The 14869-nt window shown below is 44.4% G+C and carries 15 protein-coding genes; all 15 read right to left on the bottom strand.

The window, feature by feature from the left end; translation table 11 throughout:
- Window positions 1–2: 2 nt before the first annotated feature.
- The 15 genes from TCA2_RS18510 to TCA2_RS18440 all read right to left on the bottom strand — a co-directional run bounded on the left by TCA2_RS18510 (window position 3) and on the right by TCA2_RS18440 (window position 14861).
- The gene (locus tag TCA2_RS18510; RefSeq protein WP_052512184.1) at window positions 3–638 is read right to left on the bottom strand and encodes a hypothetical protein; all 636 of its coding nucleotides are present in this window, start codon (window positions 636–638) and stop codon (window positions 3–5) included.
- Window positions 635–1675 carry a hypothetical protein gene (locus tag TCA2_RS18505; RefSeq protein WP_047913095.1) on the bottom strand — a complete coding sequence of 347 codons (1041 nt, stop codon included), beginning with the start codon at window positions 1673–1675 and terminating at the stop codon, window positions 635–637. Before TCA2_RS18505 ends, TCA2_RS18510 begins: the two co-directional genes overlap by 4 nt.
- A complete protein-coding gene (locus TCA2_RS18500) occupies window positions 1653–2135 on the bottom strand; it encodes a hypothetical protein (RefSeq protein WP_047913094.1) in 483 nt (160 codons plus the stop codon). Before TCA2_RS18500 ends, TCA2_RS18505 begins: the two co-directional genes overlap by 23 nt.
- Window positions 2135–2950 carry a hypothetical protein gene (locus tag TCA2_RS18495; RefSeq protein ID WP_152557796.1) on the bottom strand — a complete coding sequence of 272 codons (816 nt, stop codon included), beginning with the start codon at window positions 2948–2950 and terminating at the stop codon, window positions 2135–2137. Before TCA2_RS18495 ends, TCA2_RS18500 begins: the two co-directional genes overlap by 1 nt.
- Window positions 2947–3525, bottom strand: coding sequence for a hypothetical protein (locus tag TCA2_RS18490; RefSeq protein ID WP_047913092.1), 579 nt, complete (start codon window positions 3523–3525; stop codon window positions 2947–2949). The genes TCA2_RS18495 and TCA2_RS18490 overlap by 4 nt, the downstream gene beginning before the upstream one ends.
- Window positions 3526–3585: 60 nt before the next feature.
- The gene (locus TCA2_RS18485; protein WP_047913091.1) at window positions 3586–4962 is read right to left on the bottom strand and encodes a hypothetical protein; all 1377 of its coding nucleotides are present in this window, start codon (window positions 4960–4962) and stop codon (window positions 3586–3588) included.
- Between the two features lie 14 nt (window positions 4963–4976).
- Complete coding sequence (locus tag TCA2_RS18480) at window positions 4977–5261, bottom strand: hypothetical protein (RefSeq protein ID WP_047913090.1); 285 nt, start codon at window positions 5259–5261, stop codon at window positions 4977–4979.
- Window positions 5262–5276: 15 nt separating this feature from the next.
- Window positions 5277–6422: an Ig-like domain-containing protein gene (locus TCA2_RS26300; protein ID WP_052512182.1), complete on the bottom strand. Its 1146-nt coding sequence runs from the start codon at window positions 6420–6422 to the stop codon at window positions 5277–5279.
- The gene (locus tag TCA2_RS18470) at window positions 6419–6730 is read right to left on the bottom strand and encodes a hypothetical protein (RefSeq protein WP_047913089.1); all 312 of its coding nucleotides are present in this window, start codon (window positions 6728–6730) and stop codon (window positions 6419–6421) included. The genes TCA2_RS26300 and TCA2_RS18470 overlap by 4 nt, the downstream gene beginning before the upstream one ends.
- 13 nt (window positions 6731–6743) lie before the next feature.
- A complete protein-coding gene (locus tag TCA2_RS18465) occupies window positions 6744–7256 on the bottom strand; it encodes a hypothetical protein (RefSeq protein ID WP_047913088.1) in 513 nt (170 codons plus the stop codon).
- A gap of 17 nt (window positions 7257–7273) precedes the next feature.
- On the bottom strand, window positions 7274–9019 hold the full coding sequence (locus TCA2_RS18460; protein ID WP_047913087.1) for a hypothetical protein: 1746 nt from the start codon (window positions 9017–9019) through the stop codon (window positions 7274–7276).
- Window positions 9020–9039: 20 nt separating this feature from the next.
- Window positions 9040–11100 (bottom strand): hypothetical protein, encoded by a 2061-nt coding sequence (locus tag TCA2_RS18455; protein ID WP_047913086.1) that lies wholly within the window; start codon window positions 11098–11100, stop codon window positions 9040–9042.
- Window positions 11100–13166, bottom strand: a complete 2067-nt coding sequence (locus TCA2_RS18450) for a hypothetical protein (RefSeq protein ID WP_047913085.1) — start codon at window positions 13164–13166, stop codon at window positions 11100–11102. Before TCA2_RS18450 ends, TCA2_RS18455 begins: the two co-directional genes overlap by 1 nt.
- 25 nt (window positions 13167–13191) lie before the next feature.
- Window positions 13192–13713, bottom strand: a complete 522-nt coding sequence (locus TCA2_RS18445; protein WP_047913084.1) for a hypothetical protein — start codon at window positions 13711–13713, stop codon at window positions 13192–13194.
- 62 nt (window positions 13714–13775) lie between these two features.
- Window positions 13776–14861, bottom strand: coding sequence for a phage major capsid protein (locus TCA2_RS18440; RefSeq protein ID WP_052512180.1), 1086 nt, complete (start codon window positions 14859–14861; stop codon window positions 13776–13778).
- Window positions 14862–14869 lie beyond the last annotated feature (8 nt).

Below are 14869 nucleotides of genomic sequence, written 5' to 3'. Positions count from 1 at the left end.
TTTTATTCATCCTCCTTAAAGGGTTGCTGACTTGTTTTCTGAGCGTCAAGGTCATTTGTTCTGACCGCGATCTGCTCGATGCGATTAAGGAATTTTGGAGTTATCTTCTCGAATCGCATAATATATTGAATCGGACGTATGGGCACATTGACCCTTGTGTCCGAACTCACCTGATCTTCAAGCTGCTGTAAGAACGTTAGTTCATGAACACCGTTCTGTTTGAAATATCCTTTGTACATAAAGATGAAATCTTCTAACTCTCCTGCTAATTCATCTGCTTCCTCAGCAGTCAGAGCATGCACATCGAACTGAATAGTGAATAGAAACACTTGACCCCATAGCTCCACTATTTCACCCGGAACATATGGATGATGAATTTGCGCTCGTAGACGAGGCTTGCGATCTTTGTAGTCAGGATCGATTACTCGGCTGATCAGCCGAAATGTAATGAGAGGAACTTCAGCCTCGTCTTTCACTGGAAAGTGTCTTTTAATTGACCCTTTCTTCTCCGCCCTTTTCCAGAGCTTATTCATTTCATCAATGAATCCTAGAAAGGTAATGGGTTTATCTGCGCGGAGACGATTATCCAAGTACGGATCTTTCTTTGGATCATAGCCAGTTGGGTAATTCAGATTCATGTTCTCACCCTTACCTGAGAAGTCTGTGTCATTGTATAGACTGAGAAAATAGGAACGATCTCGATTTCAATGTTGATGACTCCCCTCAGCCTATCCGGTTCCAGCGTGTAATCGTATCGCTTGATTCGCTGAGCATCCATATAGCTTTCTGCAATCGATTGTATGATTGCTTCGGCTTCGGTAATGATATACTCAATGCCGATCCTGCCTACGTATTCTTGAAGACGATCAGCAATTTCTTGAATAAGAAACTGTGCAATTCGAAGATTGGAAATATGCTTGCTTGCACTACTGGATGTAGCGACCGCACAACTTGAGGAGGAACAGACGACTCCTTTTTTTAAGCTATCTTTAAAACAGACGATTCCAGCAGCACTTAGCTCCTGCATATCTTCCTTTGATAGCTCCTGCTTTAATTCCACATTTAGTGTCTTATTAACAGGGCTCTTTTCTGGATTCAATGAAGCTACAAGCCCGGCGTATACCGCTGCCGCATGATGATCTTTCATTTGATCAAACACGACTGAAAAGTATTTACCAAGCTCCTCATCACCGTTCTCAGTTGTCTGCGTAAGAGACTTAATATCTGAATAGATGGTTCGGATGCTTTCCATTGAATCCAGGTCTTTAACGTCGAAGAATCCATGTATTAGCTGACCTTGATACTCTTTATCCTGGGCAAATTGAATAAATTTTTGGATGGCCTCCGGATGAGTATCAAAGTATACTCCGTCAATGTATATGAGATCGAAGGGGAATTTAAGGAGTGTACTAAGCGATGTTTGTAACGCATTACGTTCAACTCTCATTAAATAGGCTCCCACTTGACCACCTAGATATAAATCTTTGAAGCGCTCTATTAATGGTCCTTCGCCAAAGACTTTCTTTGCTAAAGTTACACTGGTAACTGCAATGGGATCATAAAGTGATCCTTTGGTAGATTCCCCAAGAACGATGATTCGTTTACCTATCGCCAGGTTTACACTGGAATAGATATGAGGAAGTTGAAAATAATCAATATTTGGTGAGGGCTGCATTGTCTCCCGCCTCCCCCATTGAATGCTTCAGATAAGTCACCCAGAACTCCACTCGACCGCCTTTGCCGTAAAGTGGCTCAGCTACACTTATACTGTGCTTTTGCATAATGCGAACCGGCATGCCCTTGTCCCATTGGACTTCTAGAATAAGATCATTCTCTTTCGGATTGATATCGTGTTCTAAGTAGTAGACATACTGCTTAGGCACCATGCTACCAAATGCAGCGGATCTATTCGTATTTGGCAGTGACTCCGGAACAGAACTAAGTGTTCTTCTGGTTCTCACTTTCTCCATTGATACGACATAGGAAGTCCCGAAGCATTTAGGACAATTGCTGGTTGGCTCACCGCTTCGTTCAGAATAGCAAGCGCATCGGAATCGTGGATCACGACGAACATAAACGACATTGTGAGCATATTTATCGAAAAATTTCGCTAGATCTTCTCTAAGGTCTCTCATTATTCAAGACCTCTGTCGTCTGGTGTCGCGCCGTTATTTACTTTCATCGAAGCGCTAACTGGCGTTGCGTATCCGCGCTTATTGCGTCCCATCATAGCGTCCATCCAGAACTTATGATCTCCAGACAAGGTTTCAAGTGTCTGCTTGATCAGGTTGATCGGAACAGTTGCACTTGAGTTACCGCTTGAAGTGGTAGAAGAAGATCCTCCCGGAACAATTCGGAAATCGCCCAGCTGAACCTCGTCTCCCCCATTAACACTAATGGTCTCATTTGGGTTCCCGATGTTTTGCTGATCCATGACAGTAACAAGCAAAGAGGATAATAGATTAATCGCTGCTTCATACACGACAAACTTCTGAGTAGGGTAATAAGAAGTATCACGCTCTTCTAGTAAGTCATATCTATTGTTGTTCGCATCGATAATCATATCTTGAAGCTGATGAGCTTTTTGGCCGGCATCTCGCAGGGCAACGTATAATTCGTATACGGTGAAATAACTCATCAACTGACGAAGCAATGGTCTTAGCTCTACCGGCTTAGCATACAATGGGCTGAACTCTGTACTGATTACGGAGACACTAGGCTCTTCTAAAGCGTCACCATCTGCATTCTTAACCCCGTCCACCACAACAGTGTAGTTGTGATTCAGGAGTATAGAATCTACTGGTTTAACTACAAGCTTTCGAATCCCTCGACCCGCCGATTTCGCATCTTCAAGCGTAATCTCCGTTCCGTCATCCAGAATGACAAAGAAATTTACATTCATTCCGAACATACTAGGAGGAATATAGTCTTTGTATCCAATGTCCATCATTTCACCACCTTTTCTAAAGTTCGCAGCAGCGTCCCGTTCGGATGTATAAATTCGAACTGATAGGACCCCGGATACAATGATGTATGCCAGTGACCTTGCGCATCTGTCGATATCGTATCGATCAGCGTCTTTTTATCCTGACTCCATATGCGAACGACTGCGAGCTTCACAGGCCCGCCCGCCATCACGACCGTTGTCGGAAGTCCTGAAGGAGTAAGAATAGTAAGATCAGATACTGCTACTTTTTGGGTAGGTGTAGACGATGAATCATTACTGGAGCCAATGACTCTAAATCGCTCTAAGACTGTATATAATTCTCCATCAATTGTTGCTTCGTAAGTGATTACATAATGCCCGGTAGTAAAGCTTTCAGGCACAGTAAAACTCTTCATATATAAGCCATTTTTTGCTTCTTCAAGTGTAACATGGGCCACTTGAGTAAGACCATTTGAGCTATAATACTCAACGATTGCAGTGGGAAAGAAATCGGCAGGAATGGGCATGCTTTCTTCATCATAGGTCAATAATTCTAAGATAATCTCTTGGTTCTTCGCATATTCTCCAATGTGCTTCATGGCGATGCCTTCCTTCACTCATTTTTATGTATATCCCCTCATAATCGAGGGGAAATTGTGCTACTCTACGTTGTTGACTTGATACTTGATTGTTACCAAGTCGCCTGTAATAAGAGTCGTTCCGTCGCCAACATCGAAGTTGATCGACAAGCCGCCAGCAACTTCTGCATAGTTGAGCCCTTCATGCTGCAAGCCACCGTTGATATAAACGTCAAGCGTCATGTCTCCGACTTGATAAGGAGGCAGATCCTCTACGTTGAAGTCAGCAAGCTGTACAACAGATTCTCCGCCGTTTGCGACATAAACTGCTTTAGGGTGACGGTGAATATCTTTACCTGCCTTAAGCGTTCCATCTTCATTCAGAGCGCGATCCAGGCGAGCATCGATGGTTTCTGCGGTACCGCGTGCTGCTGTGACTTCTGTTTCCAGATCAGTCGCACGCCCAGCGAGTGCTTCTTCGGCCGCCTCAGCTCTTTCCTTCTCATCTGCTACTTGCTTAGCAAGAGCAGCAGCGTCAGCTTCAAGACGATCATTCAGTGCCTCATGTTCGCCAGTAAGCGTGGATACCCGAGCAGCATCTACTTCAACTTGAGTTGTAGTTCCGCCGTTTGAGATTCCAGTAAGAGCCTCAAAGATTTCAGCTAGTACTGCTTCAACCGTAGCGCCTGCGAAGTGTCCAGCTTCATCCTGTACGCCAATGGTGCTTGCACCTTTGCCAGCTTCATTACTTGCGAAGTCAGTACGGATTGCCTGATCAGCAGCAATACGAGCTTGAATCTCATCTGCGATTTGCTGAACAATTGCTTTAGGCAAGTTGCCGTTACCATCGCGATCCAGAGAGAACCCTGCGCCGTAAAGGTCTTGTGCCAGCTGGTTGATGTTCAGGTGAGCTGTTGCATCAGCCGTACCTTCAGCAAACTTCTCGTTCGCTGCGAACATCTCCGAAACCGTCTGAAGGTTGAAGCGTTTCAGGTATTGCCAGTCGATCTTCTGTCCTTCAGGCATTGTGAATGGAACTTCACCTGCGCCGTCAGGAGAGTAGAATTTCAGAACGAAGACGCCGCCTTCGAAAGTCATTCGACCGAATACTTCTTGGTCTTTATCATCCAGAACCGGTTCGCCGGTTACAACGTCACGGAGGATTACTTTATTCTTTGGCGCATCAACGATAACGCCTTCACCGGAAAGTGGGTCAGACAACACGTTTGGCACGGTTGCCGGAATGATTTCAGAGACATCCAGATTGGCTACGCCGGATACATCTGTCGCAATGACTTGAATGTAGTCGGCAACTTTCTTGCCTTCTAGTGCCGTCTGATAATGCTCTTCCCAGTTAACCGCCAGTTTCGACTCAGCAATGGCTGCATCATCGGCAATATGGCTGTTTTTCAATACGGCATCTCTAATTTGTTCACCACGAAAACGAGTAATTGCCATGTGTGTTTCACTCCTTAAAGGATTAATATATAGTCACAAATCACAGCATCCTCTGATTCCAATGGAAAGTTAAACCTGAACTTCTGACTACTCAGCTCTATATAATCGTTGTCTTCGCCCTCATGCATTCTCATGCCGTTTAGACTGACGAATAGTGTCCCTGAGACAAAAGCATTCTTTGTGAGAAAGGTCTGGCTGTCCACGGAATCCGGAATAGGTGATTCATTTCTAACTGATGTCATTTGGTTCGTCACCCGAACCGGCATTGCATTTCCGCCCTTCTTTCTGATCTCAGCCATCTCACTCAACCTCTCTTAGTTTTTTTCAGAAACGACATAGACCGTTTCTTCATCAATACTCTTCGGATCAACCTCTTGGCTAAACTCAATGATGATACTAGATAAGTCTGTGACCATCAAGGAGCCGTTCTTTGGCTTAACTGAGCTTACGGCCAATACTGGCGCTAACTCTTCAAGCTGAGCTGCGAAGTAATCTCTTAGGGTATCGATCTCAGATGCTGGCGTGGTTTCCCTGCCCACGAGTACATCCTGTTTTACAGCGTTGGCAATTCTGAACTCTATTGCATCCTCAGCTTGCAACGGCTCTACAAACATCATGAAATATTGATCTACTTCACGGTAGTCTCCATCCGTCACTGTTGGTCCTGAGCAAGGCTGCAATTTCATGCCATTCAGGTAGACACTTAGCTGCCCGATGCCTGGTGTGTATGGCTTATCCATGCGGAACAGCACTTCTCCACCCTCGGCCTGCAGCGTTTTAACATGGTCAATGTTAATCGTCTCTTTTTCAGGAGGTGGCTCGGTCTCATCAATCCCATCATAGTGATAGCGAATCGGATTCGAATAAGCGCTTTTCACCCCTTGAATATTGACCGCTCTAATTCGGGCATAGTAGGTAATCCCTTTTTGATAATCAATATCAGGCACTACCTGTGTATCAAAGATCAAGCCCGTATTCTGGTGTGGCCAAACCAATACATCGAATGTATTGCTCTTGGATATCTCCAGCTCGTAGTGGTCTGCTCTGTCTACCGGCAGCCAGGTGAATTTAGCATCACCTGTGATTTCGGATAGATCTGTAGGCGATGTGATTAGAGGACGTGCCATTCGAGTCTCATTGCCGGTTACAAATTCAAACTTGTAACTTTGTAGAAGCGGACGCTCGGTAATATCCCGAATACCGCCTTCTACCCCGCCAACCAGCTCCACTTGATAATGTGTTAGTGGTTCGAGTCTTCTGGCTGGCAGGATTTTAAGCAGTTTGTCTTTATATACAACGCTGATCTCTTCGCCCTTCTGTGTCTTCAGGTTCAAGAGCATGACGTTATTTGTATTAATGGATTCCTTAAAGATATCGAATAGAAAAGTGACCTCAATATCGCTATCGAGATCAACCTTCTGACTTAGATGCACCGGAAACGTTCGAAGGACCAGACTCATGATGTCGCCACCTGCAATTTATAATCTACAAGGATTGTGGAGTTTTTAGGCGGCGGCTCAGTGAAAGTAATCTCCTTGCCGTTAACAACATAGTCGTAATCCGCTCCGCGTCTAAGCCTCATCCCATCCCGAAAGACCTTGTAAGAGTTCTTAATAGGGTTATTCGCTAAAACGAATATCTTATTAACTCCATCTACTACGCCAAAGGGCTGCTCGCCATCTACGTCGTTTTCGCCGCTGAAATCCGGCATTGTTCCGACTTTCATGCGATACTTAGGGTGAGTAGGGTGCTTGGTTACATGAGCCATGTTCTTTCCTCCTTTACTTCCACATTAGACAGTAATCATATACAGCTGGTCTTACTGTTCCGGTGTATTTGCAGTCAATTCGAATTTGTACAAACTTCGTGGGTGTACTTAGGTAAACAGCAACATCTGTTGTCATCTTCTGCCACGGTGAACTTGTATTCACACGATAGTAGTAATCGACAGATGCACCATTCGCTACGTCCACCTCTTGATTCGCAAGCAAATATAACTCATCTGTTGTTGCTGGTAGCTCATGGAGCACAGAGATCCATGAGTCTGCTTTAATGGAGTTCGTTAGAGTATCCAGAATTGCAGTACTCGATGGATCTTTGTACACCTCATCCACAAACGGCTCTGCAAAGTAGAGCTTATATGGAGAGCACAGCAACAGCATGTCATATCGCTCGTACATGGTTTTCAGCTTAATCGCTTCCGAAATGTTTTTCTGCATCGTATTCAAGTGAAAGTCGTGCAGTACTTGTCCATCCAGAAAGGCGATCCGCTTCATGTAGTTAGGTGTAGCCATGCTGTCACCGTCCTATCTTAGATTGTCATTGACCAGGTTACTCTCATGCCTGTGCTTGCGTCTTTAGTAACAGGACCAATACCGGAGATGTTAGACATCTTTCCTTCTTCCTGCTCTGCAAACATACCTACTTGATAGATTACGTGTGTAGTTTCGCTGTACTGATACACCACATTCACGCTATCTGTATCTTGAAGAGAGACTTTGAATGTGATTTGCTTCCCGTCAGCGGACACATCATAACCAGTGCCTTCAACCTGAGCTACGCCGTTCAACGTTACAGCAAGGATGAATTTGCCCTCAGCATCTTTAGTAGCAGCCTTATTGAGAGTGTAAGTCGTTACAGCAGAAGATACGTTCAGTGTTTCTGTTTTCTCCACGTTCATTGGACCTGGAACTCCTTTAGGGAAGTCGGCTACAAATTGAACGGTCGTACCACTGTTCACTCGATATTCGAATGTCAACAGCCCTGGAGTTTCTACGACTGGAGGTTTCTTCGCAGGATCAAGAGCATCTACTCCTTGCGGTGCGAGGCTGAATTGAATAATGCCTTTGCCAGAGTTAACGATCCACACATCACCTTTGCCGATGCTAAGGCCTTTGTCTACAATCTTGTACTCTTTAACGGTGTTATCCAACGCTTGATGCTTAACGGATACAAGCTCCATGATTGGTGCATCTGCCATTTCAAAAGTCAGATGACTATTGTCCAGCTGATCTTGGAAACGAACGACTACCTTCACTCCCTCCGCTGGCGCTTCAGCAAACACGACATTCGATCCTTCCAATGTAACCGTTACGTCTGTTGCATCAGTTTCCAGTTTAGCGCTTAGAATTTTAAGCACTTTATTTTCTGGATTCAGCGGGAACGATGTTGCTGCTCCATCACCCGTCACCGTAATGACTTTCTCTGAGAAAGTAATCGGCTTAGTCGGGAAGACTTCCACTTCCGGATCGCCCATACTTATTAGCGAAGGATACTGAATCAATTGACGAGCTCCATCGTATTCCCCATCCATTTTGATGCGAAGCTTATCAGATTCAGCGAACTCAACCGGTTTATTTTCTGGATGCCCTTCTGGCTTTCCGCCGAGCCCCATAAAGCCCAAGGAGTAGAACAGCTTGAATTGATAATCTGCTTTGACGTTCGTCTTAGCTGCAGCAAAGTAAACCTTACCAAGCTTGTAATCAATAGCGTACTGTTTGTTCTCTTCCGATGGAACATCTGCAAGCACATATGCTTCTCCGCCCACAGTAATCGCCTCTGAACCCGCTACGACCTCAGCATACTCGGACGCTACTTTCCGGAACTTCACTGTAACTGTATTTTTTGGTGCAGCCGTAAATTTTAATGTTGCAGAGTCTGGGTCTTTAATGGATACGTCTTTATTTAACACAAGGGCTTGGCCATCAGCCTCTACAGAAATGACGCTCAAGAGCCGTGTGATATCCGGAATAACAAGATCTGTGCTTGTATTAGCGGAACCTACATCAGTCGTGTAGGTTCCTTCGGATTCACAGGCAATTGAGAGATCAAATTCGTAAACGCCTTTTGCATTTGGTGCAAGCGCCGTTTCACCCTTGTCTGTTTGCTTCGCACGAGTCTTGCCAGCCGGATCAGCCATCATTTGTGCAATGATATTATTCAGACTATGAACGGCAATGTTTTTCTTCTCTTTTGTGAAGAAAACACCCTCATGATCGTTATACATTTCAAGTTTAACGCGGCCCTTAGCGTTTAGGTTAGTTTCATCTCTAAACATTGTCTGTTATCCCCCTATTCTTAGAATCCGCCTTTAAAAGCGTCCCCGTTTTTATTCAGTAGCTTAATTGTCCAAGTGACACGGATTCCTGTGGTAACATCTTTCACGGTATCGCCAACACGTACTAAGGAGTAAGCATCGACTGGGAATCCAGTAAATCCCTCAATTGCATCATCCTTACGTGGCCCGTTAAACAATCCCATTTCACGAATCGTCACGTTGTATGCCGGTACTTGCTCAGGGAACTCAGCGATGAAGCTTACTGTTCCTTTATCAAGCTGATACCAAGGATAAGCTGTTCCCGCTTTTGGCTTCTCGATGACAGCTCGTGCATAACCTGTCTCGAATCCTGGAATCTCCTCAGAAGTATAGTAAATATCGTAGTTCACGATAGCGGTGCCTTCTGCATCCAAAGTGCTAATGACGATCGATTTCTTATCTTCCGAAAGTTTGAACTTTCCAGTGTTAAATTCATCGTCTGTTGCTACCAGTGCTAGCTCTTTGCCTGTATTAGCATCAAATACAGTTGCTTCTTTCAAGACAACTGGTGCATTGTACACCTTACCAACAGTAGTATAGCGGTAGTCAGCTGTAATGACTGTGTCTACTGCAGGAGCGTTTGAGAAGGTAATCACGCCTTTGCTGTGACCGAATCCAGTTGTAACGACCTCGCCGTTAACTTTAAGAACAAGCGATGAGCTTACTACATTCGTATTAGCAAGGTTAAACACCGACACCGTGCCGTCGCCTGTACCTACAGCTTCACCGGTTACATTGGAAGTTACGGTTTGATTCGTCAACGCTGCGGCTGCTTTCAAATCGTATCTTTCGCCGGTGATATCATAAGTGACGTGCAATCCGCTCAGCGTTTTATTAAATTCAAGCGTTCCTTTTTTCTCATCAAGGAAGTACTTGCCATCTGCAAGATCAGCTCGATCTTCAACTCGCTCGAAAGTTTCATCTTCATAAGAAACCTCAAGACTCTCAGGAACAACAGGGAAATGCTCCAGCTGCGCTACATAAGGAGGGTTTGTTGAAGTGCTGTATGACGTAATGGTTTGGAACGATTTTGTGAAGTTCTCAAACTCATGCGCCAAGCCGTTCATTGCTTCAGTAAGACCATCTGAACGAAGTCCAGTAATCACTACATTTGCTCCCTCAGTAATCGAAGGATCTTTTCCTGTAAAGCGAAGTTCAACTTCATGAGAAGTTTCGCGGTCAAGATCTGCAAATACTTTTTCAGCAGAAACCGGTTCTGCAAGGGAAGAATCGTAAGTCTCAATGGTCTCTTTCAAAGTGCCATCAACATAAACCCCGATTTGTCCACCCGTATTGGATTTTTCGTATTTCACAACAAGGCGTCCTAGCTTCTCAGTGAGCTTCAATGAAGCATTCTCTGTAGTCGCTACTGCCTTGCCTTCAGCCACCTCAAATCCGCCAGTAATTTCGATACGCGCATCTTCGAAATCAATTGCACGATCTTTCCCGTCACCCAATCCAATGAACATATTGGTTTGAGCACTATAAATCTCAGATGTAATAGGAATCGCACCAGAAGAAGATTTTGTAGAAATGCTGAATGCTTTCTTGCCTACCTGCTCAGATACTTCTTCTTTCAGATATACCGTTTTTGGACGGTAACTGTAAGTGATATTAAACTGACTGTCGTCTACTGCTTTCCAGAAAACATTCGGAGCAAAATTGAGTTGATCTACCCCATCCACTGCACTGGAAATGTTATCAGTCAAGCCAATATGGAATTTCTGTGTGACACCATTCGTTGCTTTTGGTGTGCGGTTTTTGTAAAGAGTACGATCCGGATCGCCAGAGAACGCACGGAGCATAATTTCTTCGGCACCATCGACAACCAAGTTTGGTTGATCCGCAAGCACGCCTAAGCTGTTGCCAGCCTCGTCGATTCTTTCGATCATGATATGACCCTTCGTTTCAAATTCGAAAGTGTCATTCAATCCTCCATTGGCTTTTGGAGAAGTTGCGGACTGAAATCTTTTCATGAAAGATTCTTTCTTAGGTCCATCTGGAAGCTTGCTCAGCAATGCATTGATTGCTTTTAAATTCATTATGAGTCCACTCCTTTTAGGGTATTGACGCCAAGTATAAATTCCCCGATTGGCCATCCTTCATCAAATCCGTTGCCTAGTGCGTACTGCACTTTCTCCTTGCCGCTAATCTTAAAGAAGTCAGCTGGCTGTGGATGAATGAACGGCATTACATTATCAGAAGCAAGACGTTTTCGTTGGTCGCTTATATTTGGCATATAGACCGGATAGACGCTGTCGTTAGAATCAAAGCTAATTGCCTCATTCGTTGATCCAGCGAGGTCTTTCCGGATTTGTATATCATCTTGAATCAAAACATCGTAGTATTCACTTAACCGCTTTTGATAATCTGCGATGATTTGATAAGTGGAGCTTATGCTTAATTGTGCTTGATCGATTAGATTGGCAGAATGCCCACGAGTCACATTTAGCCTTTCATCCAAAGCAATGTTCGTGGTTTCATTAGCTTTATGGCGTGCAGTCTCGATCCATTTGAAGGATTCATGCAGATTCATATCTACATTATCTTTAAAGGAAATCTGAGGCTCATAATGAGCTTCTAAGCCTTCCAGCATTTCGACCACCCAATCCTCTGAGTAGGTCGCTTTAATTGCCATATAGCCCTGCTGCAGACGTTCCCCGATGCCTGCAAAATTGTCGAATGCCTCAACAATTTCATAGTCCACTAGAACGTGAGCTTTTTCTTGTATGCGGCCTATGAGCTTATCTACCAGATGAACAAAATAGTCATCGATATGAGGCAGGAGGTCTCCGCTTATCAGTTCCTTAACAAGATCCTTAACAATCATGTATTGCATTACATCATCGTCATGATAGATGTCATATCTGACTATGCCATGAGACTTCTTCTTAGACAGATCCGCTTCATCCTCGACTTCCAGATAGAGACTAGCCGCTAACTGATCAAGCGCTAGATAAGGGAACAAGGCATCAGTAATAAAGAGCTTCATAAGCATTAGCAGCTCTTCTTCAGGTTCCGCTATCAGAGCCTCAAGGATCTCATTCTTAAAGTAGTTGAGCTCTGTTTTTGTAGATTCCAAATGAACATAGTCCATCTGTTCTTGCAGCGCAGGCTCTAGTATTAATTGTACTGTACCATTAGCTTTTAGAACAAAGTCGTCAGAAGGCATCAGATCATGTGCTGACTTCAATACTTCACGCTTTATATCGAAATCAGTGCTATCACCTAAATAAATCGCTTGATTTTCGCCGTTTTCTAAGAAGACTTCAATCCTGGACTTTTTAATGATTTTATCAATCGCATCTTCAAGGAAAACTTCAAGAACAAACGTCACGATATCATCTGTCCGATTCTTGATCTGGTCGGACACGCGGTGCAGTCTCATAAGCTCTGAGAACTCTTTATGTGAGGACATGAAACTTTCTTTGAACTCATGTCCTAGCTCCTTGCCGATCAGCTGAAATACTTCCTGAAGCGCAGCTTCCATCTGCTCATGTACACTTTCCATACTGCTAGCTCGAACAATAAATTGTTCGGATGTGCCTGTCGTCATTTCATCCTCATGATTCATAAGGAAGTCATGTCTGGTTCGATCCTTGCGGAGCGTAGATTGAAGCGCGTCGTCCACTATGAGACTAACAAGACTCTCGACTTCTCCCTCTCGAACCATTGTTAGGATATCAAGAAGATCGTAAAGCATTTCATAAACTAAAAGCTCATTTTGATCGTCCTTGAGTTCTGAATAGATCCAATCACTTCTGTACCCGACATCCGAAACACCACGGATTCGATACTGATTGAGCCTTTTCACTTCACCCGGCTGCGGATTTAACCCAAGTGTTAGCCAATAGGATTCCGAAACACTATCGATCGGTGAATCCAGAACGGCTTTAACACGGAATATAGCGCCTTCTACGCTGTCTGCTTCAAGGCCGGTATCAACGCGCTTTTGTGTCACTATTGATGCGCTATCGCCTTCGGCTTGAACTACACGAAGACGATAGACACCTTCACTACCCGGAAAAGAAACTTGCCTGAATAGCCGCTCTTTCATCGGATTTCCTGCATCAATAGTGAAAGGCATGACGCTCATTTCTTCATTCATGATGGTCCCTGCCTTTCACGCTATATTATTCTTGAGTTTTTGCTGCAGCTCTAGCGGTGCGTTTAGCTGTTGTTTTTGGCGCTTCTTCCTTGACCTCTTCCTTGACTTCTTCAGGAGCTTCAGCAGTTGCTGCCGCAGCTGCCATTGCGTTCACTTGAACGATCTCAGGCTCTCCTGCTTCTTTAGCATTAGGAAGATCAGCGTTGCCAGCCAAGAGCTGATCTGCGCGATCAACAGCCATTGAAGGATCTGGATGAACAAGTTTTCCATCCAAAGTCTTACGAACTTCTTTTGTATTTGTTTTAAATACATCAGTAAACTTTGCTTTCCAGTTCTCGATTACAGAGGCCGGAAGCTCCCCCTCATATAACACCAAAGCTGGCATCTTACACAACACAGCGTGGACAATGTTTTTCATCGTCTCAGGCTTGGTCTCGTCATATGTCAATGACCGTGTAGGATTAGCCAGCGTAAGATAAGTGTTAGTGAGGGGATCAAAGTAGCTAGTTTTGCGCGGCGCTAAACCGAACGTCACTTGTACAGCCATATTTGATCCCTCCATTTAAGTTTAGTTTAGTTTAGTTTGCTATACCTTACCAAACAAGCAGATTAAGAGACAACTCGTACTGTTTGAGGATTTGGATAGCTGCGTTCGAAAGCAAGGTTACGAGCTGTCGCTACTGCTTTACCTTCGTTCAATACGCCGATACCATAGCGTTCTTTAACTTTGATCGTTTGGATATCACGCATTGGATCATCGAATTGCTCTGTAGACAGTGGGTCTTTAACGAGCACGATACCGATATTGGATTTGTCCACAACATACATATCGAATTTCTTCTGTTCGTAGTTGAATGGAGCAAACGGCGTAAAGTTGATGTTGATGCTGAATGGAATACGTCCTTGCACGCTGTCTGGGTTAATTTGAAGGTTCGTAATTTGAGAACCGCCCAGTGCTGCATGAGACAGGGATTGCATCAGATCATTTTTGAAGAATACACTCCAAGTCAGTGGATGCATGATGATATCTGTAGGATTGAATCCGTTGGCCATAACCGCTACGAACATATCAATCATATCTTCTGTGCTCAGTGTATTATTAAAGTTGCCATCGATATCACGGCCAGTTGTACCTGCTTCCGTATATTTTTGACGAATGTCGTTATCATATACGATGTGACCATGCTTAGAGAACTGGTTGAAGATTTTTTCTTCTTTAAGACGAGCCATTGCTTCGCCCGCTTTACGAACCAAGATCCCGATTACGTCCCATTGGGAGTCGTTGATCATTTCGTCCGTCACGCGGACCACCATACCGGATTTACCAACTTTGACTTCTTGAGTGCGGTGCATTTGGAAGTCAACAGTTTCTTCCAGGTACGATTGGCTTTCCCCGATATCATGTGCACGCATTGCGCCAATGGACGGGAACTCGATAGAACGTCCTTCTGTTAGACGCACTGTCTGCATCAGAGTGGAACCGAGATACATAGGCTCAGCCGCTTCACGCATCATACCAGTAATAACGCGAGGGATAAGAATGGAAGCATCTTGAGTAGTTAGTGCTTCTTTTACGCCGACAAGTTCACCTTTCGGAATTTGCGTCCAATCCTCTTCAAGGTTGAGCTGACGCTGCATTCTCTCGTAGACTTTCACAGCCTCCGGAGACAATTGCATTTCATTTAAGTTCATCATAAGTGGCT

Origin of the sequence: Paenibacillus sp. TCA20, assembly GCF_000732325.1 — a bacterium.
GTDB lineage: Bacteria > Bacillota > Bacilli > Paenibacillales > Paenibacillaceae > Paenibacillus > Paenibacillus urinalis.
The sequence above is the reverse complement of the archived record's forward strand: the minus strand, read 5'-3'. Positions and strand labels throughout refer to the sequence as shown.